Below are 19,919 nucleotides of genomic sequence, written 5' to 3' on the forward strand. Positions count from 1 at the left end.
CCAAAGTCTTTCTCCATCCTCTCGATACCGCCTTTATTAACGCGGGTTAGACTGTTGATGCCCGTTGTCGGGCGATCCCGCAAGGGAATCGTCGCGCTTAATTGGCTATGGTTCATAGCGATATGACAGCGCGATCCCGCGTGCAAGCCGCAATCCTGCGGCAGGAGCGCCATCTTGCCCTTGCGGGCGGCAATCTCTAGGCAGGAGACATGCTTGACCGTCTCAAATCCGCGTTCGACCCTTATATTCTGGCGCTGCTCTCCACGGTGGCCTTTGCTTCGGTGCTGCCTGCGCGGGGCATGGGGGCGAACTTGTTCGACCATGCGGCGGATGCGGCCATTGTGCTGCTGTTCTTTCTGCACGGCGCCAAACTCTCGCGAGAGGCGATTGTGGCGGGCGCAGGCCATTGGCGGCTGCATCTGGCCACGATGGGCACGACCTTTGCGCTCTTTCCTCTGCTGGGGCTGGGGCTGGCCGCGATTCCGGGGCTGCCCGCGCTGGTCGCTTCGGGCATGCTGTTCCTGACGCTCCTGCCCTCGACGGTGCAAAGCTCGATTGCCTTTACCTCGATCGCGCGGGGCAATGTGGCCGCGGCGGTCTGTTCGGCCTCCTTCTCCAATCTGGCGGGTATTTTCATTACGCCGCTGTTGGCCAGCCTGCTGATGGGCGGGTCGGGGGCCAGCATGTCGTGGGGCTCGATTGAAAAGATCGTGCTGCAACTGCTGCTGCCCTTTGCGCTGGGCCATGGGCTGCGCCCGGTGATCGGCAAGTTCGTTTCGCGCCACAAGGCGATGATCGGCTATGTTGATCGCGGCTCGATCCTGCTGGTGGTCTATACCGCCTTTTCCGCCGCCGTGGTCGAAGGCCTGTGGACCCATCTGCCGCTGTGGGAACTGGGGTTGATCGCCGGCCTGAGCGCGATGCTGCTGGCGGTGGTGCTGGCCGCCACATGGGGGCTGGGCGCGATGTTGGGGTTTGAGCGGGCGGACCGGATCGTGCTGCTGTTCTGCGGCTCGAAGAAGTCGCTGGCCAGCGGTGTGCCTATTGCGGGCGTCCTGTTCCCGGCGGCGCAGGTGGGGGTGGTGATTCTGCCGCTGATGCTGTTTCACCAGATCCAGTTGATGGCTTGCGCAGTGATCGCGCGCGCATTGGCGCAGGACGAAAAATAAAGCCCCCCGCCGCGCGGCAGGGGGCTGTTCGGTTTACGCTTCCGCAGGCTGCTTGGCGCAGCGTGCTGATTGTTCGGCGAAAATCGGATTGTCGAGCAGGAAGAAGATCTCCTTGGCGCGGGCCTCGTTCACTTCCTCATCCGGCACGCTGGCCATGATCGCATCAAAGCGGCGCTGCATGCCGGGGCCGAATTCCGGGTGGGTGAGGATATAGAGATCGTTGCGGCGGATGCCCGCCAACACGCGCTCGCCCACCTCATCCTGGCTCATCCACAGCGGCGAGACGGGGCGGGCTTCCAGCTCTTCCTCGCGCTTCAGATAGCCGGTGTCCTGCTTCTTGTCCTCGGGGCGCAACTCGCCGGAATGGGCGATGTTTGATTGCACCGGGCCGGGGCAGAAAGCCGAAATGCCGATGTTGATTGCCGCCAATTCGCCGCGCGCCGCCTCGGTGATGCCGATGATCGCCGCCTTGGCCGCCGAATAGATTGCGGAATAGGAGATCGGGATCAGCCCGCTCTGTGACGACGTGGTGACGACCTGCCCGCCCTCGCCATGGGCCTTGATGCGCGGCAGGATGGTGACGAGGCCATTGATGACCCCGCCAAGGTTCACCCCCATGCCCCAGTCCCAATCGTCATAGCGCGCATCCATGATCGGGCCCATCACGCCGATCCCGGCATTGCCGACCAGGATGTGGATCTTGCCGAAGCGGCCTTCCGCCTTGTCGGCGGCGGCGGCATAGGCGGCGCGGTCGGTCACGTCGAGCTGGACGGTTTCCACCTGATCGTCGGCGCCCAGCGAAGCCTTGGCCTCGGCCAGCGCGCTTTCGCGGATGTCGGCGATCACCACATTGGCGCCGGCCCGAACCAGCGCGCGGGCAATGCCAAGGCCGATGCCATTGGCGCCGCCGGTGATAAAGGCGGTGCGCCCGCGCACATCGGCCATCGGGGTGGTGTTCTGCGGCGCGGCGGGGGGAGTGTAAGCCATGATCCTCTCCTTGATATTTGTATGATTTAGTTCTTCAAGCCCAGCATCTTGCGCGCCTCGCCGGGCGTTGCCAGATCCGCGCCCAAATGGTCGATCAGCTCGACCGCCCAATTGACCATATCGGCATTGCCTGCGGCCTGCTTGCCCTTGCGCAGATAGGTGCTGTCCTCAAACCCGGTGCGCACATGGCCGCCCAGCAGCACAGATTGCGCCGCCATGGGGAAGGAATGGCGCTGAATGCCAAAGCCGGTGAAGGTCGCGCCGCGCGGCAGTTGGTTCTTGGAATATTGCATGGCCTCGGGCGTGGCGGGCAGGCCATATTTGGTGCCCAGCACAAAGGTATAGGGCGAATGGGCGGGCAGCGCGCCCTCGGCGATCAGATCCTCGGCATAGACGAAATCGCCCGCCTCGAAGCACTCGATTTCCGGCAGAACGCCCGCGTCCTGAATCATGTGGCCCAGACGGGTGACCATCGGCTTCAGGTTTATCGCCGCCCCGCCCCACAGGTTCATCGTGCAGATGTCGAGCGTGCACATATCCGGTTTCAGGTCGAGGATATGTTCCAGCCGCTTTTCGGCGGTGAACATCAAAGTGCCGGGACCGGGCAGGCTGGGGTCTTCCTCGCTCTGCATCCATGTGCAGCCGGGACCCGTGGTGACGTTGAGGATCACTTCGGAATTCTTCGCCCGGATGAGGCCGACCACCTCGCGGTAATCCTCCAGCTCGGTGCTGGGATGGCCGGTTTCGCGGTCGCGGACGTGCAGGTGGATGATCGAGGCCCCGGCGGCGGCGGCGTCCAGCGCTTCCTGCGCCACATGCTCGGGGCGGAAGGGGAAATTGGGATGTTTGGGCAGCGGCCATGGCGAACCGGTGACGGCGCAGGTGATAAAGACCTTATCGGCCATTGAAAGTCCTCTCCTCTATGGGAACTTGGGGGGGAAATGTTCTGATTCATGACCTATGCCCGTCTGGCAGGTGTTGAACAGGCCTGTGTCTGTGCCATTATTGAGAGTAACAGGCAGAACAGGCTTTCGCGGCCCCCCATATAGTGTAAGGCGCGCGGAAAGAAGCACGGGCAAGAGGCAAGGATATGGCGCAAAGAGAGGAACTTACCCGTTTTCTGAAGGCCGCGCGCGGGCGCTTGGCCCCCACCGATGTGGGCCTGCCCGCCGGTGAGCGTCGCCGCACGCGGGGATTGCGCCGCGAGGAGGTGGCCACGCTCGCGGGCATGAGCGTCACATGGTACACATGGTTCGAGCAGGGGCGCGAGGTGCAGCTTTCCGCCGCGATGATCGAGCGTTTGGGCAAGGCGCTGCGTCTGGAGCCGCAGGAGCGCGAGTTCCTCTTTGCGCTGGCCCAGCATCGTCCACCGCCGCTGACGGGCCGGGCCGACGAGGCGGTGCGTCCATCCACCCAGCAATTGATGGACAGTCTGTCGATTCCCGCGCTGGTGATTGTCGAGGATTGGACCGTGGTGGGCTGGAACGCGCTGGTCACGCAGCTTTTCCGCGATTACGCGCCTTTGCCGCGTGAGGAGCGCAACCTGTTCCGCATCCTGATGCTGAACGAACGCTATCGGGCGGACCCGGAGCGCTATCGCGAAATGGCGCGCCGTCTGGTCGCGCGCTTCAAGTGGGATTACAGCCGCACCGCCCAGCCGCAGGTGTTCGAGACGCTGATCGCCGAGATGCAGCAATCCTCGGACCTGTTCCGCGAATATTGGGAAGCCGCCGAAATCCGCAGCCATTTCGAGGATGTGAACAGCGCCACCCTGCCCGATGTGGGCGAGATCGCCTTTCACCACACGTCTTATGCGATCGAGGAAGTGCCGGGCCAGCGCCTGATCCTGTTCGCCCCCGCCGATCCGGCCAGCGCGCAGAAATTGCGCCGACTGGCCGCCGAGATGGCATGAAAATAAGGAGTGCGGCGGACCGCACCCCCATTTCCATTACGCCGGAAGCGCGCCGATCACCGATTTGACCTCCAGATATTCCTCAAGGCCATATTTGCCGAATTCGCGGCCATTGCCCGACTGCTTGTATCCGCCAAAGGGCATGTCCATCGCCAATCCGCCCGCGTTCACATAGACCGACCCGGCGCGGATCCTGCCCACGATGGTCTTGGCAACCGCCGGATCGCCCGCGATATAGGCGCCAAGGCCATAGGGCGTGTCATTGGCGATGGCGACCGCCTCATCCAGATCCTTGTAGGGCAGGATGACCAGCACCGGGCCGAAGATTTCCTCGCGCGCGATGGCCATGTCATTGGTGACATTGGCAAAGACGGTGGGCTTCACGAAATAGCCCTTGTCCACGCCATCGGGGCGGCCGAGCCCGCCGGTGACCCGCGTGGCGCCTTCCTCGATGCCCTTGGCGATCAGGCCCTGAATCTTGTCAAACTGCGCCTTGTTGACCACCGGGCCGATATGGCCGCCCTCGGCCAGAGGATCGCCGACGGGCTTGCCGCCGAAGATTTCGCCCGCCAGCTTGGCCGCCTCATCATGCTGCGAGACATGAACCAGCATGCGTGTGGGCGCGACGCAGCTCTGCCCCGAATTGAGCAGCACGCCGCCGCAGCCGCCGGGCAGCGCCTTGTCGAGCGGCGTGCCGGGCAGGATGATGTTGGGTGATTTCCCGCCCAGTTCCTGCGTCACGCGCTTGACCGTGTCGGCCGCCGCCTTGGCCACCATGATCCCGGCGCGGGTCGATCCGGTAAAGCTGATCATGTCGATATCGGGATGGGCGGCCATCGCCGCGCCCACGCCCGGCCCGTCGCCCTGCACCAGATTGAACACGCCCGCGGGTACGCCCGCTGCAGCCAAGACTTCAGCAAAGACGGCGGCGCAGGTGGGGGCTTCCTCGCTGGGCTTGAGCACGATGGTGCAGCCCGCCGCCAGCGCCGGGGCCACCTTGGCGACGATCTGGTTCATCGGCCAGTTCCACGGGGTGATCAGGCCCACCACGCCGATCGGCTCGCGCACGACCCTGTTGTCGCCGATCTTTTCTTCAAAATCATAGGCCTGCAAGGCGGCCAGCGCATTGGCCAGATGGCCAAGGCCCGACCCTGCCTGAGCGGTCGAGGAGGTGCTGATCGGGCAACCCATTTCGGTGCTGATCGCCTCGGCAATATCGCCGATGCGCGCCTTATAGGCCTCGATGATCGCGCCCAGCAGGGCGATGCGCTCTTCCTTGGTGGTCTGGCTGAAGCTTTCAAAGGCGCGGCGCGCGGCGGCCACGGCGGCATCCACGTCAGCGGCGGTGCCCAGCGTGATCTGGCTGGCTGCGCCCTCGGTGGCCGGGTTGATGACGGTGTGGGCCGTGCCGCCGATGCTGTCGACCCACTGGCCGTCGATGAAATTCTGCGGATAGTTCTTCATGGGGAGGGTCCTTCTATCAGGCGGTGATCAGGCCAAGCTCGGCATCGCCGGCGGCATGGCCCCATTTGTCGCGGGGGGGCATGGGGCGGGTGTCCCATGGCGGATCGAGGGTGAAGCTGGAGACTTTGCGCCCTTCGGGAATGCGGCCATTGCCGCCGCCCTGGGCATAATCGTAATAGAGCGTCATCAGTTCGCGGTGGCTGTGGATTTCCGCCACGGCGGGATGCGACAGGCAGGCCTCGCGCCAGCGCAACACGCGCGTGAGGTTCTGCGGCACCGCATAGTCCTCGTAATATTCAAGGAACCACAGGCGCTTGAACATGGGGGCAAAGGCGACCTCAGCCCAGCCGAAGCGGTCGAACAGGTAATCCCCATCCGGCGCATAATCGCGCAGGAAAGCATCGAGCCTTGCATATTGCGCGTCGACCTCGGCCTTCAAGGCGTCCCTCTGCGCAGGATCGCGGTTCAGGATCATCCGGTATCCCGCCCCGGTGAACGCCCCGTCGGTGGCGCACAGCATCTGCTCCACGGCATGTTCATAGGGGTCGGACCGCGCGATGCGGACGCCGGGAAACCGGTCGTCGAAATAGCGCAGGATGACCATGCTCTCCTTGAGCACCGCGCCATTTTCCAGCTCCAGCGCGGGCAGGGCGGTGGTGCCTCGCGTTTTGCGCAGCAGCCATTCCGGGCGGGGCCGCGAAATGTCGATGTCATGATGGGCCAGCCTTTCGGCCAGCCCTTTCAGTGACAGCAGGATCTCCACCCTTTCGGAAAAGGGGCAGCCCGGAATGTGATACATGCGCAGGACGCCGCCGGGCGGCTCCTGCTCGCCAGAAGTATGCATCATGCGGGCGCTTTCTCGCCCTTGCCGGTGATATGGGCGGTTTCGGCCGCCGTGCTGGCCGGTCCGGTGTTGCGCTTGACAAGACCCGCCACCAGCGAGGGCCCCTTGGCGAAGGGCTCGGGATCGCCCTCGCGCATTTTCAGGCCGAACAGCGGGCTCATGCCCGGAATGCGGCCCAGACCGCCGTAAAGGTCGAAACCGCGGTCGATCCAGTCGCGCAGCGGGTCATCCTCGGTCATCGGCGGGGTGTCGGCCACGCTGGCCGCCCAGAGGAACACTGCCAGCGCGCGATAATCGGCATAATTGGGCGTTTCGCCGCCCAGCCATTTGTGTTCGCGCAGGATGCCGCGCAGCAGCTCCAGTTCGGGCAGCACCTTGGGGAACACATCCTCGCGCCCCACGATCAGCTCTTCCATCGGCTTGCCCCACATGCGCAGGCGCGATTCGGTGATATACTGGATGTCATGCGGGAAGCAGCGGTCGCGATATTGCACGGCAAAGCAGCGCGCCCACGGGCCGACCACCGTCTTCCACAGCCAGGTTTCGAGAAACTGGGTCAGCACCTTGACCGAGGGATCGCCGATCAGCGTGGGCCGGTCGGGGTATTTGGCATCCAGATATTCGGCGATCAGCCAGCTATCGAGCACATATTCGCCGTCATCGCAGATCACCGGTAGGCGTTCGGACCGCCCGCCCGTGCGATCAAGGATGCCGGTGAACCCGCCCGGCACCACATCAAGGTCAAAGCCTTTGTGTTTGACAGCATATTTGGTGGCCCAGACGAAGGGGCTGGTGGTGCACCCGCTTTCGTGGGTCAGATCGAAAAAGGTGATCTTGTTATCCTTGGCCATGGACCGCTCCCGCTGATTTGTTTTTGGGGTGTGTTTGTATGTCTTACTGTCAATTTGGGGCAAGGTTTGGGCGCTGCCAAGGGGGAAACGAATACTATCAGCAAGAGTAACAGGATGGCGGCGCGGACGATCCTGTCCGGCGAAACTGTCATTGGCAATGATAGCGGGGGCGCTGGCCTTGTTGCGGGGGCGGGGGCGTGTTTGTTGCGCGCAGCAAAGGATAAGGGATGCCGCGATGCTCGAACTCTTTACCTCCGAAACGCCCAATGGCTGGAAAGTCACGATCTTGCTCGAGGAGCTGGGCGTACCCTATAAGGTCACCCCGATTTCGCTGACCAATCAGGAGCAGAAGACGCCGGAATTTCTGGCTATCAACCCCAATGGCAAGATCCCCGCGCTGGTCGACGATGGTTTCGCCGTGTTCGAATCGGGCGCGATCCTGCTCTATCTGGCCGAGAAATTCGGCCGTTTCATCCCCGCCGACGCGCAGGGGCGCAGCCGCGCGATCCAATGGGTGATGTGGCAGGTTTCCGGCCTCGGCCCGATGATGGGGCAGGCGACGGTGTTCAACCGCTATTTCCCGGAAAAGCTGCCCTCTGTGATCGAACGCTATACGCGCGAAAGCCGCCGCCTGCTGGGCGTGCTGGATGCTGCGCTGGAGGGACGCGATTATCTGGCGGGCGACTATTCGATTGCCGACATCGCCTGCTTCCCATGGGTGCGCGGGCATGACTGGGCCGGGGTCACGCTTGATGGCCTGCCCAATATCGCGCGCTGGATGGCGGCGATTGGCGCGCGGCCTGCGGTTCAGCGCGGACTGCTGATCCCCACCCCGCCGACGCCGGAGGAAATGGCGGCCAAGACCACCACGCAGGGTAAATCTATTCTGGCCTAATAGCCCTCGAACAGGTCCAGGAAGGCCACCACGTCATTGTCGGTGGCGATGAACAGGCCTTCCTGTACCTCGGCGCTTTGCTGTTCGGCGATGCGCATGGCTTCGCTCAGCGGGCCGTAGAACAGGGTGGTGGCCGCCCCGCCTTCCGGTCCGCCATCCAGATGATAGAGGCGGACCGAGGCATCCTGATAGGTGGTGCGCATTACTTGCGCGCCATGGCCAGCGGCGAAAAGGCCTGCGCCACGGGCATGATCTCGATCGAATTGACGTTCAAATGTTCGGGCAGGCGCAGCACCGCCTCGACCGTCTGGGCCACATCATCGGCCGAGAGCGGCTTCATGCCCTGATAGACGGCGGCGGCCTTGTCCTTGTCGCCGCCAAAGCGGACCTGTGAGAACTCTGTCTCGCAGGCGCCCGGCTCCAGCGAGGTGACCTTGACCGGCGTGCCCAGCAGATCGGCGCGCAGGCCCAGTGAGAACTGGCGCACAAAGGCCTTGGTGCCGCCATAGACATTGCCGCCCGGATAGGGATAGGTCGCCGCAATGCTGGCCACATTGATGACATGGCCGCGCCCGCGCGCCACCATGCCGGGCAGCACCGCATGGGCAATGCGCACAACGCCCGTCACATTGGTTTCGATCATGGTTTCCCATTCGTCCAGATCGGCGGTATGCGCCGGCCCCAGACCCAGCGCGAGGCCGGCATTGTTGAACAGGATGTCGATCCCGGCAAAATTCTCGGGCAGGGCGGCCAGCAGTTTCTCGCCGCAGTCCTTTTCCGTCACGTCCAGCTCGATGGTCAGCAGGCGGTCGGTATTCGCTTGCGCGGCCAGTTCATTCAGCCGCTCGCGGCGGCGCCCGGTGGCGATCACCCGCGCCCCGCCCGCCAGCAACCGCAGCGCCACCGCCCGGCCAAAGCCCGAGGTAGCCCCCGTCACCAAGGCGATGTGGTTTTCGGCCCAATTGGCGGTGTCACTCATGGTCGGCTCCTGCTGCGTTGCAATATAGGCGCAGGAGATAGGGGCGCGATCCGCCCCCGGCAAGCCTTTAACCCCCCGCCGCCGCGATCTCGGCCAGCGTTTCAGCTTCCAGCTTTTTCAGCTCGCCCACGGTTTCATCAATCGCCGCCCTTTGCCGCGCCAACAGTTTCAGCCTTTCGCGGATGCGGCGCAGCAGCAGCTTGGATTGCTCGACATGCTCGGGATCGGCATCATAAAGGTCGAGGAACTCGCTGATCTCGCGGATGGTGAAGCCCAGCCTTTTGCCGCGCAGGATCAATTGCATCCGCGCCACCTCGCGCCGCGCATAGATGCGCGTGTTGCCCACCCGTCGCGGCTCGATCAGGCCCTTGTCCTCGTAAAAGCGCAAGGTGCGGTGGGTGACGCCCAGCATCCCGGCGACCTCCTGAATCCCCATCAGGTCGCGGTTTTTGCCAGTGTCCTCCAGCCCGATCTCCTCCTGTTTCGCGTCCATCTCACTATCCCCCATCGGCCTATTCGACCAAAATGTTGCGCTTTTCGCAAGGGGCCAGAAGGCCAAAGGATATCAGGGCTGACCCTCGCGTTTGCGGCGCTCCTCCTCCACCAGTTCCTTTTTCGACAATTTGCCCACCAGCGTGCGCGGCAGATGGTCGCGGATCTCGATCTCCTTGGGGATCTCAATCTTGTTGAGATAGTCGCCAAGGAAGGCCAGCAATTCCTGCGGCGTGGCCGTCATCCCGGCGTGCAGCTTGATGAACAACTTGGGGCTTTGTCCGCGATAGGCGTCGGGGATGCCGATGGCGATGGCTTCCTCCACCGCCGGGTGATGATAGGCGGCATCCTCGATCACGCGGGGATAGACATTGAAGCCCCCGCATAGAATCACATCCTTCATCCGGTCGACCAGGAACAGATAGCCCTCATCATCGAGATAGCCGATGTCGCCGGTGCGCAGCGCGCCATCGACAAAGGTTTTTTCGGTGTCCTCGGGCCGGTTCCAATAGCCCTTCATCACCTGCGGCCCGCGCGCGCAGACCTCGCCGCGCTCGCCCAAGGGCAGGATGTCGCCGCTCTCCGGGTTGCGGATCTCGATCACCGTGGCCGGAAAGGCCGGGCCGCAGCTGTTGTCCTTGATCCGCCCGTTGATCGGGTTGCAGGTGATGATGGGCGATGCCTCCGACAGGCCATAGCCCTCGGTGATGATCGCGCCCGTCAGCTTTTCAAACGCCTGGCGCACGTCCAGCGGCAGCGGCGCCCCGCCCGAAACGCAGGCCGAGAGATGCGACAGATCGGGCGCCTCGCCCGGCGCCACATCATTGTTCATCGCCACCCAGATCGTGGGCACGCCAAAGATGATCGTGGGCCGCGTCCGCTTGATCGTGCCCAGCATCTGTTTGAGGTCAAACCGGGCCAGCAGCACGATCTCGGCCGCGATCTCGATGGAAAAGTTCAGCACCGTGGTCAGCGCAAAGACATGGAACATCGGAAGCACGCCCAGCACGCGCTCCTGCTCGCTCATCGCATGGCCCAGATGGGCCAGCATTTGCGCCGAATTGGCGGTCAGATTGGCATGGCTGAGCATCGCGCCCTTGGGCGTGCCGGTGGTGCCGCCGGTATATTGCAGCACGGCCAGATCATGGGGATGACGCTCGATGGCGGGCAAATCGCCCTTGCGCTCGATCAGGCGGAAGAAGCCGATATGCAGATCGTCCTCGGAATAGCGCGCATGTTCGCGCCGTTTCAGCACACGCCAGCCCAAGGATTGCAGCGTGGGCAGGATGGGGGCGAGCGGACACATCACGATCTTTTCAATGCCCGCCGCCGGGCCGACCTCGCGCACCTTGGCATAGATGCTGGCCACATCGGGCACCGCGATCATCCGCGCGCCGGAATCGCGGATCAGGTGATCCATCTCACGCGGGGTATACATCGGGTTCAGATTAACGATCACCGCCCCGATTTTGAGCGCGGCAAAATACATCACCACAAAATAAGGCGTGTTGGGCAGGCACAGCGCAAAGCGATCCCCCTTGCGCAGGCCCAGCGCGTAAAGCCCGCGCGCCGCCCGGTCGGCCAGACGCCCAACCTCGCCATAGGTCCATGTGCGGCCCAGAAAGTCGAGCGCGATTCTTTCGGCATGATGCTCGACCGCCTTGTCCAGCAGATCGGTGATCAGCCGCTCCTGCGGCATCCACCCTTCCTGCCCAAAGGTCTTGGCATCATCCGTTGCAATCATCGCTCGCCCTTTCTGTTCTTTTATCGGTATTTCTGCGTCAGAGGGTAAATCGGCCGCCCAGCGCGAAGATGAACACATGCGCCGAATTGACCGTGCCGTTCATCAGGATCGGCGTTTGCGCGGCGGTGCCGACATAGGCCGCCGTGGTGCGGTTGATCGGCCCGCTGTCCAGCGTCAGGTAATTGACGCCGACATCGACGGCGAAACGCTTCGACATCTGATGCGTGGCCCCCATGGCAAAGACCCAGCGGTTGGTGTCGGGCACACGCGCATCGCGCTCGGTGTTGCGCACCGGGGTCAGATCGCGCGCCACGCCGCTGCGCAGCGTCCAGCGCGGCGAAACGGCCACATCCACGCCCACCGCATAGCTCCAGCTGTCGCGGTAATTTTCGGGGATGGCGGTATTATACGGCGCGGCCAGACGGATTGCGTCAAACTTGGACCATCCGCTGGCGGTGGCCTGCGCGTTCAGCGTGATCGCCGGGGTCACGGCGTAACGGACGCCGAAAATCGCCTGCCAAGGCGTGCTGAAACTGGCCGAGGTGTTGACCGTGCCATTGTTGGCCGCCAGCGGCCCCAGCAGGCCCGCGACCGTCACCGAACCATTGAGCGTGTGCTTGATCGAGGACTTATAGCTGGCGGCGATGCTGACCGGGCCGCGCTGAAGCTGGAAACCGGCCGACCAGCCCATGTCCCAGCCATTGCCTGACAGTTTCTGTGACCCGTCGGCCAGCAGCGGCGAGAGGTTGGGCAGGGCATTGCCCAGTTCGGCCTTGGCATATTCGATATTGGCCGCCGCCCCGATGCGCAGACCGGGCAGCACTTCGATGGCGATGCCGGGCTGAATATCGATGGTCAGCAAGGACGTGCGCAGCGCCGAATAGCGCGCCCAGCTCGTCGTGGCGTAATCTGTGGTGAAATTATAGGGCGCGGTGATGGCCAGCCCCAGCGCCACCTTGTCGGTCAGGCCATAGGAGATCGCACCGGTGGGCACGACGCCGTTTTCAATGGGGTTGCTGCTCACCTGATCGCCGCCCACGGGCGCGGGCGCCTGTCCGGGGCGCACGATGATCGTGTTGGCGTTGTTCATCTTGGCCGCGGGCAGGATCGCGCTGGCCCCGGCATGGATGGCGAGGCCCTTTTGCCCGGCAATCGCGGCCGGGTTCCACCACAGGGATTCAGGGCCGGTATCGGCCACTTCGCCCGAATAGGCGCGGCCCGTGGCCTTGGGGCTCTGTTCGACGATATAGAAACCGCTGGCCATCGCCTGCGCCGGGATCAGACCCAGCAGCAGCGCGGAAACCTTGGCGGCACGTGAAAATTTGCGAACCGAAGTCATATTTTGCCTCCCCTTCATGGGATTGTTGCGGTCAGCGCAAGCGCTTCCAAGTCTGGCTCTTGCACAAAGGCCAGACGATGCAACCCTTTACCTTGAGAGTGTCACGGTCGATCATGGTCAGCGTGGCCTGATAGGTGCCGCCGTCATCGCCATTATAGATCGTGCCGCCCGCCCATTCGCCGCCCTTGGCATGAAACCCTTGAAGGATCGTCAGGCCCTTGAGCATCCGGTCGCGCTGGCTGGCATCCTTGTTCTTGGTGTCGCGCAATTGCGGATTGGTGCGCAGCGCGTCCGATTCCACCAGCCGCCCGCAGATCGAGGGGCCGCAGGCGGCAATTTCCACCACGCCATGCTTCGTTTCGGTCTGCCACCGGCCCAGCGCATCCTGGGTGGATGGCACGGCGGCGGCCGCCAATATCCCTAACAGGGCAATCATCCTTTCGGCTCCTTCTCCTGATCGGCGCATCAGGGAAAACCCCAATTGCGCGGAACCGCAGGCGCTTAGGTGCTTTGCTGCACTCTGGTCCTTGCGGCGAATCAGTGTATGCCTCAAAAATTGGTTGACGTATAGGGAAAGTTCGGCACCATTAGTGCAGAAGGGTGCGGGGCGCGATTCCCGTGCTACAGTCCCGGCCAAATAATTCGACAAAAAGAGGATGTGCGATGCGTAATGTGGTGATCGCGGGCTATGCCCGTTCTCCTTTCCATCTGGCGGGCAAGGGTGCTCTGGCCCGTGTGCGTCCTGATGATCTGGCCGCCGATGTGGTGCGCGGATTGATCGCACGGACCGGGGTGGATGCCGCCGCGCTTGAGGATCTGATTGTCGGCTGCGCCTTTCCCGAGGGTGAGCAGGGCTTCAACATTGCCCGCCTGATCGGCCTGATTGCCGATCTGCCGCTGTCGGTGGGGGGCATGACGGTCAACCGTTTCTGCGGCTCCTCGATGAGCGCGATCCATTATGCTGCGGGCCAGATCCAGCTTGGTGCCGGCGAAGTGTTCATTGCCGCGGGCGTTGAATCGATGAGCCGCGTGCCGATGATGGGCTTCAACCCGCTGCCCAATCCGGCGTTGGCGAAAAAGAGCGCGGCCTATCTGGGCATGGGCGATACGGCCGAAAACGTGGCGGCCAAATTCGGCATCAGCCGCGAGGCGCAGGAAGCCTTTGCCGTGGAAAGCCAGCGCAAGGCGGGCGAGGCCATCGCGGCGGGCCTGCTCTCCGATGAAATCGTGCCCGTGGGCGGCATCGATGCCGATGGCACCCCCCGCCCCGGCACCACGGCGGAGGCTCTGGCGGGCCTCAAGCCTGCGTTCAGCGCAAACGGCAGCGTGACGGCGGGCACCGCCAGCCCGCTGACCGATGGCGCCGCCGCCGTGCTGGTGTGCAGCGAGGAATTTGCCGTGGCCAATGGCCTGCCGATGCTGGCGCGCATCAAGTCGGTGGCGATCAGCGGATGCGCGCCCGAAATCATGGGTATGGGCCCGGTCGAATCCAGCCGCAAGGCATTGGCCCGCGCGGGGATTTCGGTGGGCGATCTCGATGTGGTCGAACTCAACGAAGCCTTTGCCAGTCAGAGCCTTGCCTGCATCGGTGAATTGGGTCTGGACGTGGCCAAGGTCAACATCGATGGCGGCGCGATTGCCATCGGCCATCCGCTGGGCGCAACCGGCGCGCGCATCGTGGGCAAGGCGGCCAGCCTCTTGAAGCGCACCGGGGGCCGCTATGCCTTGGCCACGCAATGCATCGGCGGCGGGCAGGGGATCGCTACGGTTCTGGAGGCCATCTGATGAAAAAGCTCTGTGTGATCGGCGCCGGGACCATGGGCGCCGGTATTGCCGCGCAGGCGGCCAATGCGGGCGTGCCGGTGCTGCTGCTGGATATTGTGCGCGATGCTGCGGACCGCAATTCCGTTGCGGCGGGCGCGATTGAGCGGCTGAAAAAAGCCGAACCGGCGGCCTTTATGAGCAAGGCGGCGGCGAAGCTGGTCGAGGCGGGCAATATTGACGACGATCTGGGCCGGGTTGCCGAATGCGACTGGGTGATCGAGGCGATTGTCGAGAAGATCGAGCTGAAGCACGCGCTGTATGAAAAGCTGGAAAGCGTGCGGCGGCCCGGAACGGCGGTGTCGTCGAACACCTCGACAATCCCGCTCGAACGCCTAATCGAGGGGCGCAGCGAGGCTTTCGCCCGCGATTTCCTTATCACCCATTTCTTCAACCCGCCGCGCTATATGCGCCTGCTCGAAGTAGTGGCCGGGCCCAAGAGCGATCCCGAACTGGTCGCCCGCGTTTCCGATTTTGCTGACCGCGCGATGGGCAAGAGTGTGGTGCGCGCCAAGGACACGCCGGGTTTCCTCGCCAATCGCGTGGGCACATACTGGCTTCAGGCGGCGATCAATGCGGCCTTTGAACTGGGCGTCAGCGTCGAGGATGCCGATGCCATCGGCGGCAAACCGATGGGCGTGCCCAAGACCGGGATCTTCGGTCTGGTCGATCTGGTGGGCATTGACCTGATGCCCTATCTCAAGGCCAGCCTGACCAGCACTCTGCCCGCCAATGATCCCTATCAGGGAATCGCCCATGACCATCCGCTGATCCTGAAAATGATCGCGGACGGTTATACGGGTCGCAAGGGCAAGGGGGGCTTTTACCGGATCAACAAGGAAGCCGGGAAGGTCAAGGAAGCGATCAACCTGAACACCGGGGAATATGCCAAGGCGGCCAAGCCGGTGTCGATCCCTTCGGCGGCGCAGAAGGATTTGCGCGCACTGATTTCCGCGCCGGGCGTGGTGGGCGCCTATGCCTGGGCCGTGCTGGGGCCGACACTGGCCTATGCGGCGGGGCTGATCGGTGAGGCTTCGGATGATATCCTGGCCATCGATACGGCGATGAAGCTGGGCTATAACTGGAAATATGGCCCGTTTGAGCTGATTGACCGGATCGGGGGCGCCGATTTCGTCGCCCGCCTGCAGGCCGAGGGGCGCGAGGTTCCCGCGATCCTGACATTGGCCGATGGCCGCCCGTTCTATCGTGTCGAGCAAGGGCAGCGCCAATATCTGGGCGCGGATGGCGCATATCACGCGATTGCCCGGCCCGAAGGCGTGCTGCTGCTGGAGGATATCAAGGCGGCCTCGAAACCGTTGTTGAAAACAGCTTCGGCGGCGCTGTGGGATATTGGCGACGGCGTGGTGGCGCTGGAGTTCACCAGCAAGATGAACGCGCTCGACGGCGAGGTGATGAAGCTGATCGAGAAGGCGATCCCGCTGGTGGCCGAGCAGTACAAGGCGCTGGTGGTCTATAATGAAGGCTCGAATTTCTCGGCTGGCGCGAACCTTGGCCTTGCCATCTTCGCCATCAACATCGCCGCATGGGGCGAGGTGGAGAAACTGGTCGCGGGCGGACAGAAGGCGTATAAGGCGCTGAAATATGCCCCCTTCCCGGTGGTCTCCGCGCCCTTTGGCATGGCGCTCGGGGGCGGGTGCGAAATCTGCCTCAATGCCGATGCGGTGCAGGCCCATGCCGAAACCTATATCGGCCTTGTCGAATGCGGCGTGGGGCTGATCCCCGGCTGGGGCGGATGCGGCGAATTGATGGTCCGCGCCGCTGAAAGCCCCAAGGCGCCCAAGGGGCCGATGCCGCCTGTGGCCAAGGCGTTTGAGACGATCTCCACCGCGACGGTCGCCAAATCGGCGGCCAATGCCAAGGAGATCGGCTATCTGCGCCCCGGCGACGGCATCACCATGAACCGCGACCGGTTGCTGGCGGATGCCAAGGCGCGGGCGCTCTCGATGGTCGAGGGTTACACCCCGCCCACGCCGCCGGTATTCCGCCTGCCCGGCGCCAGCGGCAAGACGGCGCTGGAGCTGGCGGTCAAAGGCTTCCGCGCGCGGGGTCTTGCGACGCCCTATGACGAGGTGGTGGCCGACAAGCTGGCCACCGTTTTGACCGGGGGGGATGCCGATGTGGTCGATACTGTAACCGAAGAGCAGCTATTGGCGCTGGAGCTGCGCGAATTCATGACGCTGGTGCGCGATAGCCGCACGCAGGCGCGGGTGGAGCATATGCTGACCACCGGCAAGCCGCTGCGCAATTGACGCCGGGACAACAGGAGAGGTTTTATGCAGGTCTATACCGCCCCCTTGCGCGATATGCGCTTTGTGCTCAATGAATTGCATCAGGATGACGGCTTTGGCGGGCTCTCGGTCCATGAGGAGTTTACCCAGGATCTGACCGATGCGGTTTTGGAGGAAGCGGCCAAAATCTGTCAGGATGTGCTGCTGCCGATCAACCTTTCGGGCGACAGCGAGGGCTGCCAATACGAAAATGGCGTGGTGCACACGCCCAAGGGCTTCAAGGAGGCCTATGACCAGTTCGTGCAGGGCGGCTGGGGCGGCCTTGTCATGCCGGTCGAATATGGCGGGCAGGGCCTGCCCGAGGCGGTGGGCAAGCTGGTCGAGGAAATGATCTGCGCCACCAATGTCTCCTTCAGCCTCTATCCGGGCCTGACGGCGGGCGCGGTGACGGCGCTCAACGCCTATGCCAGCGAGGAGTTGAAGGCGGCCTATCTGCCCAAGATGATCAGCGGTGAATGGTCGGGCACGATGAACCTGACCGAGCCGCATTGCGGTACTGACCTTGGCTTGCTGCGCACCAAGGCGGATCCGGTGGGCGATGGCAGCTATAAGCTGACCGGCTCGAAGATCTTCATTTCGGCGGGCGAGCAGGATCTGACCAGCAACATCATCCATCTGGTGCTGGCGCGTCTGCCCGATGCGCCCAAGGGGGTGAAGGGGATCAGCCTGTTCCTCGTGCCCAAGTTCCTGCCCGATGCCGACGGCAATCCGGGCGCGCGCAATGGCGTACGCGCCAGCGGGATCGAGCACAAGATGGGCATCAAGGCATCGGCCACCTGTCAGATGCAGTTCGACGATGCCATCGGCTGGCTGGTGGGCGAGCCGCATCGCGGCCTTGAGGCGATGTTCACGATGATGAATGCCGAACGCGTGGGCGTGGGCATTCAGGGCCTTGGCATTGGCGAGGCGGCCTATCAGTCGGCGGTATGGTATGCCAAGGACCGCTTGCAGGGGCGTTCGCTCTCGGGCGCGAAATATCCGGACAAACCCGCCGATCCGATCATCGTCCACCCCGATGTGCGCAAGAATCTGCTGACCATGCGGGCCTATAATGAGGGCTGCCGGGCGCTGGGCGCATGGGTGGCGCGCGGGCTGGATGCCGAACGCCACGCCGCCGACCCCGAGGTGCGCCAGCGGGCCGAGGATTTCGTCGCGCTGATGACGCCGGTGGTCAAAGCCTTGTTCACCGACCTGGGTCATGACAGCGCCAGCCTTGCAGTGCAGGTCTATGGCGGCCACGGTTATATCCACGAAAGCGGGGTCGAGCAGTATCAGCGCGATGCGCGCATCGCCATGATCTATGAAGGCACCAACGGCATTCAGGCGCTCGATCTGGTCGGGCGCAAGATGGGCGCGCATATGGGCCGCCTGCTGCGCAGCTTCTTCCACCCCGTCTCGGCCTTTATCGAGGAAAACAAGGGCGAAGGCCCGATGCAGAAGATGATCGAGGGGCTGGAAAAGGCCTTTGGCGCGCTGCAGCTTTCCACCGCGACGATTGCGGAAAAGGGCATGAAGGACCCCGAAGAGGCGGGGGCTGCGGCCAGCGACTATCTGCGCCTGCTCGGCCTTGTCGGCATGGCCTATTGCTTTGCCAAAGCCACCAAGATCGCGGGCCTGCAACTGTTCTTCGGCACGCAGGACAAGGCGTTTTACGAAACCAAGATCAAGACCGCGACCTTCTTCTTTGAAAAGATCCTGCCGCAGGCGACCACCCATTTCCTGGCCATCAAGGCGGGCAAGGGCGCGCTGATGGCCTTTGCCGAGGACGAATTCTGATGGACATCTCGATCCCCCACAGCCTTGGCCGCGCCGAGGCCAAGCGCCGCATCGAGGTGGGCCTGCCCAAGCTGGCCGCGCATATTCCGGGCGGGGGCAGCCTCGCCTCGGAATGGGCGGGTGATTATGTGCTGAACATGACGATTACCGCGCTCGGCTCGCGCATCCCGGTGTCGCTGACCATCGAGGAGGACCGGCTGAGCGGCAGTCTTGAGGTGCCCGCCCTGATGAAGATGATGCAGGGGCAGGTGGCCGAATTTGTAAAGCTCAGTGCGGGCAAGATGCTCGACAAGGTTTAAACAAAAAGGCGGCGGCATGGGGTGCCGCCGCCTTTTCCTCAATTCTTGTGCTGGTCATTCTCCAGCTTGTTGTATTCGTCTTCGATCTGCTTGGGCGCATCCTGCCAGCTCGTCCACGGCAGGCCCTTTTTCAGCGTATAGGACCAGCGCTCCATCCACTCGATCCCGTCCTTGCCGACATAGGGATCGCGGGTCTTATAGGCCGGATCGCTCATCGCCGCCTCAATCGTGACCGGCTTGAGCTTGCGCCGCTTCAGCATCGCGCCCAACTCGTCGATGCTGTCGGCATTGAGCCGTGTATCGTGGAGCAGCATGACAAAGGCGATCTGGCGCCCGAACAGCGCGTCCGAGGCCTTTTGATACCAACTGATCGCGCGTTCGGTATAATCGAGATATTGCTTGCGCACGCGCAGTCGTCGCGCCTCGTCATGGCGGGCCAGCGCGTCCTCATAGGGTTCGGCAAACATCCAGTCATCGGCGTCGATCGTGACCGGCGCGATATGATAGCCATGCTGGCCCAGCCATGTGTTGATCGCGTGCTTGACCGCCTCGGGCGCGCCGGTTTCCAGATAGGGATGGCGGAACCAGTCCAGCTTCTTGCCCCGTGCGGCCAGCAATTCGCGCGTCACCGGCTCGCCCTTGGCGATGTCGGCGATATAGCCCGCCGCGCCCAGATCATTGGGCGATTCATGGCTGAACGTGTGGTTGCCCAGATCCTTGCCCGCATCCAGCCACAGTTTCAGATTGGTGATCTGGCGCGCGCGCACCGCATCGTCCAGCTTGGATTCGTTCACAAAGCCGATGGCGGGCATATGATTGCGCCGCAATCCGCGCAGCAAGGTGCGGTTGATGTAATCCAGCCACGCCTGATCGTTGAACAGGCTCAATCCCGGCAAATCGTCAAAGGTCAGCGCCACCTTGCCCATTTGCGCAGGCGGCGGGGCCAAAGGTTGCGCCAAAACCGGCGCGGCGCCGACCATCAGCGCCAGTGCTGCCACCGCGCCCCAAACTCCACGCATGTTCAATATTCCCCCGTTC

At 63.4% G+C, this 19,919-nt stretch carries 19 protein-coding genes; 7 read left to right on the top strand and 12 right to left on the bottom strand.

Translation table 11 applies throughout. The features are described from left to right. Window positions 1-209 precede the first annotated feature (209 nt). On the top strand, window positions 210-1,169 hold the full coding sequence (locus tag BGP00_RS21205) for a bile acid:sodium symporter family protein (RefSeq protein WP_292688810.1): 960 nt from the start codon (window positions 210-212) through the stop codon (window positions 1,167-1,169). A 33-nt stretch (window positions 1,170-1,202) separates the two neighbouring features. Here BGP00_RS21205 and BGP00_RS21210 read toward each other — a convergent pair whose 3' ends face one another. Both BGP00_RS21210 and BGP00_RS21215 read right to left on the bottom strand, forming a co-directional pair. Continuing rightward, a complete protein-coding gene (locus tag BGP00_RS21210; protein ID WP_292688812.1) occupies window positions 1,203-2,156 on the bottom strand; it encodes an SDR family oxidoreductase in 954 nt (317 codons plus the stop codon). A 26-nt stretch (window positions 2,157-2,182) separates the two neighbouring features. After that, window positions 2,183-3,061 carry a 3-keto-5-aminohexanoate cleavage protein gene (locus tag BGP00_RS21215; protein WP_168604206.1) on the bottom strand — a complete coding sequence of 293 codons (879 nt, stop codon included), beginning with the start codon at window positions 3,059-3,061 and terminating at the stop codon, window positions 2,183-2,185. A 185-nt stretch (window positions 3,062-3,246) separates the two neighbouring features. Here BGP00_RS21215 and BGP00_RS21220 point away from each other — a divergent pair, with 185 nt between their 5' ends. Continuing rightward, the gene (locus BGP00_RS21220) at window positions 3,247-4,068 is read left to right on the top strand and encodes a helix-turn-helix transcriptional regulator (RefSeq protein WP_292688815.1); all 822 of its coding nucleotides are present in this window, start codon (window positions 3,247-3,249) and stop codon (window positions 4,066-4,068) included. 36 nt (window positions 4,069-4,104) lie between these two features. Here the strand turns inward: BGP00_RS21220 and BGP00_RS21225 are convergent, their stop codons facing one another. From BGP00_RS21225 to BGP00_RS21235, 3 genes are read right to left on the bottom strand one after another with little or no spacing between them, the layout of a single operon-like run. Then, complete coding sequence (locus BGP00_RS21225; protein ID WP_292688817.1) at window positions 4,105-5,532, bottom strand: aldehyde dehydrogenase family protein; 1,428 nt, start codon at window positions 5,530-5,532, stop codon at window positions 4,105-4,107. 16 nt (window positions 5,533-5,548) lie between these two features. Beyond that, window positions 5,549-6,379: a glutathione S-transferase family protein gene (locus tag BGP00_RS21230; protein ID WP_292688819.1), complete on the bottom strand. Its 831-nt coding sequence runs from the start codon at window positions 6,377-6,379 to the stop codon at window positions 5,549-5,551. Then, the gene (locus BGP00_RS21235) at window positions 6,376-7,227 is read right to left on the bottom strand and encodes a beta-etherase (protein ID WP_168604209.1); all 852 of its coding nucleotides are present in this window, start codon (window positions 7,225-7,227) and stop codon (window positions 6,376-6,378) included. Before BGP00_RS21235 ends, BGP00_RS21230 begins: the two co-directional genes overlap by 4 nt. A gap of 235 nt (window positions 7,228-7,462) precedes the next feature. Here BGP00_RS21235 and BGP00_RS21240 point away from each other — a divergent pair, with 235 nt between their 5' ends. After that, window positions 7,463-8,122: a glutathione S-transferase N-terminal domain-containing protein gene (locus BGP00_RS21240; RefSeq protein WP_292688823.1), complete on the top strand. Its 660-nt coding sequence runs from the start codon at window positions 7,463-7,465 to the stop codon at window positions 8,120-8,122. On the opposite strand, the gene BGP00_RS21245 is transcribed toward BGP00_RS21240, so the two are convergent. The 6 genes from BGP00_RS21245 to BGP00_RS21270 form a co-directional block, all read right to left on the bottom strand. After that, the gene (locus BGP00_RS21245) at window positions 8,119-8,325 is read right to left on the bottom strand and encodes a hypothetical protein (RefSeq protein ID WP_168604211.1); all 207 of its coding nucleotides are present in this window, start codon (window positions 8,323-8,325) and stop codon (window positions 8,119-8,121) included. The two genes, BGP00_RS21240 and BGP00_RS21245, sit on opposite strands and share 4 nt — an antisense overlap. Then, window positions 8,325-9,101 (bottom strand): SDR family NAD(P)-dependent oxidoreductase, encoded by a 777-nt coding sequence (locus BGP00_RS21250; protein ID WP_168604212.1) that lies wholly within the window; start codon window positions 9,099-9,101, stop codon window positions 8,325-8,327. Before BGP00_RS21250 ends, BGP00_RS21245 begins: the two co-directional genes overlap by 1 nt. 67 nt (window positions 9,102-9,168) lie before the next feature. After that, window positions 9,169-9,594 (bottom strand): MerR family transcriptional regulator, encoded by a 426-nt coding sequence (locus BGP00_RS21255; RefSeq protein ID WP_292689217.1) that lies wholly within the window; start codon window positions 9,592-9,594, stop codon window positions 9,169-9,171. 72 nt (window positions 9,595-9,666) lie between these two features. Then, window positions 9,667-11,337, bottom strand: coding sequence for a long-chain fatty acid--CoA ligase (locus tag BGP00_RS21260; RefSeq protein ID WP_292688825.1), 1,671 nt, complete (start codon window positions 11,335-11,337; stop codon window positions 9,667-9,669). Window positions 11,338-11,374: 37 nt separating this feature from the next. Then, window positions 11,375-12,676 (bottom strand): porin, encoded by a 1,302-nt coding sequence (locus BGP00_RS21265; RefSeq protein WP_168604214.1) that lies wholly within the window; start codon window positions 12,674-12,676, stop codon window positions 11,375-11,377. 31 nt (window positions 12,677-12,707) lie between these two features. Beyond that, window positions 12,708-13,112 carry a DUF2147 domain-containing protein gene (locus BGP00_RS21270; RefSeq protein ID WP_292688827.1) on the bottom strand — a complete coding sequence of 135 codons (405 nt, stop codon included), beginning with the start codon at window positions 13,110-13,112 and terminating at the stop codon, window positions 12,708-12,710. 227 nt (window positions 13,113-13,339) lie between these two features. Between BGP00_RS21270 and BGP00_RS21275 the strand changes: the two genes are divergently transcribed. From BGP00_RS21275 to BGP00_RS21290, 4 genes are read left to right on the top strand one after another with little or no spacing between them, the layout of a single operon-like run. Further along, window positions 13,340-14,461, top strand: a complete 1,122-nt coding sequence (locus tag BGP00_RS21275) for a thiolase family protein (protein ID WP_292688829.1) — start codon at window positions 13,340-13,342, stop codon at window positions 14,459-14,461. Continuing rightward, complete coding sequence (locus tag BGP00_RS21280) at window positions 14,461-16,767, top strand: 3-hydroxyacyl-CoA dehydrogenase/enoyl-CoA hydratase family protein (protein ID WP_292688831.1); 2,307 nt, start codon at window positions 14,461-14,463, stop codon at window positions 16,765-16,767. The genes BGP00_RS21275 and BGP00_RS21280 overlap by 1 nt, the downstream gene beginning before the upstream one ends. A 24-nt stretch (window positions 16,768-16,791) precedes the next feature. After that, window positions 16,792-18,582 (top strand): acyl-CoA dehydrogenase C-terminal domain-containing protein, encoded by a 1,791-nt coding sequence (locus tag BGP00_RS21285; RefSeq protein ID WP_292688832.1) that lies wholly within the window; start codon window positions 16,792-16,794, stop codon window positions 18,580-18,582. After that, window positions 18,582-18,881 (top strand): polyhydroxyalkanoic acid system family protein, encoded by a 300-nt coding sequence (locus BGP00_RS21290; RefSeq protein ID WP_292688834.1) that lies wholly within the window; start codon window positions 18,582-18,584, stop codon window positions 18,879-18,881. Before BGP00_RS21285 ends, BGP00_RS21290 begins: the two co-directional genes overlap by 1 nt. 38 nt (window positions 18,882-18,919) lie before the next feature. Here BGP00_RS21290 and BGP00_RS21295 read toward each other — a convergent pair whose 3' ends face one another. Further along, entirely contained in the window at window positions 18,920-19,900 is a 981-nt protein-coding gene (locus tag BGP00_RS21295; protein ID WP_292688835.1) for a polysaccharide deacetylase family protein, read from the bottom strand. Between the last annotated feature and the right edge of the window lie 19 nt (window positions 19,901-19,919).

This window comes from Novosphingobium sp. 63-713, from assembly GCF_001898925.1.
Lineage (GTDB): Bacteria > Pseudomonadota > Alphaproteobacteria > Sphingomonadales > Sphingomonadaceae > Novosphingobium.

Bases quoted from the DNA above. Each gene is read 5' to 3' on its own strand.
- BGP00_RS21205 (WP_292688810.1), top strand. From the start codon at position 210: ATGCTTGACCGTCTCAAATCCGCGTTCGACCCTTATATTCTGGCGCTG.
- BGP00_RS21210 (WP_292688812.1), bottom strand. From the start codon at position 2,156: ATGGCTTACACTCCCCCCGCCGCGCCGCAGAACACCACCCCGATGGCC.
- BGP00_RS21215 (WP_168604206.1), bottom strand. From the start codon at position 3,061: ATGGCCGATAAGGTCTTTATCACCTGCGCCGTCACCGGTTCGCCATGG.
- BGP00_RS21220 (WP_292688815.1), top strand. From the start codon at position 3,247: ATGGCGCAAAGAGAGGAACTTACCCGTTTTCTGAAGGCCGCGCGCGGG.
- BGP00_RS21225 (WP_292688817.1), bottom strand. From the start codon at position 5,532: ATGAAGAACTATCCGCAGAATTTCATCGACGGCCAGTGGGTCGACAGC.
- BGP00_RS21230 (WP_292688819.1), bottom strand. From the start codon at position 6,379: ATGATGCATACTTCTGGCGAGCAGGAGCCGCCCGGCGGCGTCCTGCGC.
- BGP00_RS21235 (WP_168604209.1), bottom strand. From the start codon at position 7,227: ATGGCCAAGGATAACAAGATCACCTTTTTCGATCTGACCCACGAAAGC.
- BGP00_RS21240 (WP_292688823.1), top strand. From the start codon at position 7,463: ATGCTCGAACTCTTTACCTCCGAAACGCCCAATGGCTGGAAAGTCACG.
- BGP00_RS21245 (WP_168604211.1), bottom strand. From the start codon at position 8,325: ATGCGCACCACCTATCAGGATGCCTCGGTCCGCCTCTATCATCTGGAT.
- BGP00_RS21250 (WP_168604212.1), bottom strand. From the start codon at position 9,101: ATGAGTGACACCGCCAATTGGGCCGAAAACCACATCGCCTTGGTGACG.
- BGP00_RS21255 (WP_292689217.1), bottom strand. From the start codon at position 9,594: ATGGACGCGAAACAGGAGGAGATCGGGCTGGAGGACACTGGCAAAAAC.
- BGP00_RS21260 (WP_292688825.1), bottom strand. From the start codon at position 11,337: ATGATTGCAACGGATGATGCCAAGACCTTTGGGCAGGAAGGGTGGATG.
- BGP00_RS21265 (WP_168604214.1), bottom strand. From the start codon at position 12,676: ATGACTTCGGTTCGCAAATTTTCACGTGCCGCCAAGGTTTCCGCGCTG.
- BGP00_RS21270 (WP_292688827.1), bottom strand. From the start codon at position 13,112: ATGATTGCCCTGTTAGGGATATTGGCGGCCGCCGCCGTGCCATCCACC.
- BGP00_RS21275 (WP_292688829.1), top strand. From the start codon at position 13,340: ATGCGTAATGTGGTGATCGCGGGCTATGCCCGTTCTCCTTTCCATCTG.
- BGP00_RS21280 (WP_292688831.1), top strand. From the start codon at position 14,461: ATGAAAAAGCTCTGTGTGATCGGCGCCGGGACCATGGGCGCCGGTATT.
- BGP00_RS21285 (WP_292688832.1), top strand. From the start codon at position 16,792: ATGCAGGTCTATACCGCCCCCTTGCGCGATATGCGCTTTGTGCTCAAT.
- BGP00_RS21290 (WP_292688834.1), top strand. From the start codon at position 18,582: ATGGACATCTCGATCCCCCACAGCCTTGGCCGCGCCGAGGCCAAGCGC.
- BGP00_RS21295 (WP_292688835.1), bottom strand. From the start codon at position 19,900: ATGCGTGGAGTTTGGGGCGCGGTGGCAGCACTGGCGCTGATGGTCGGC.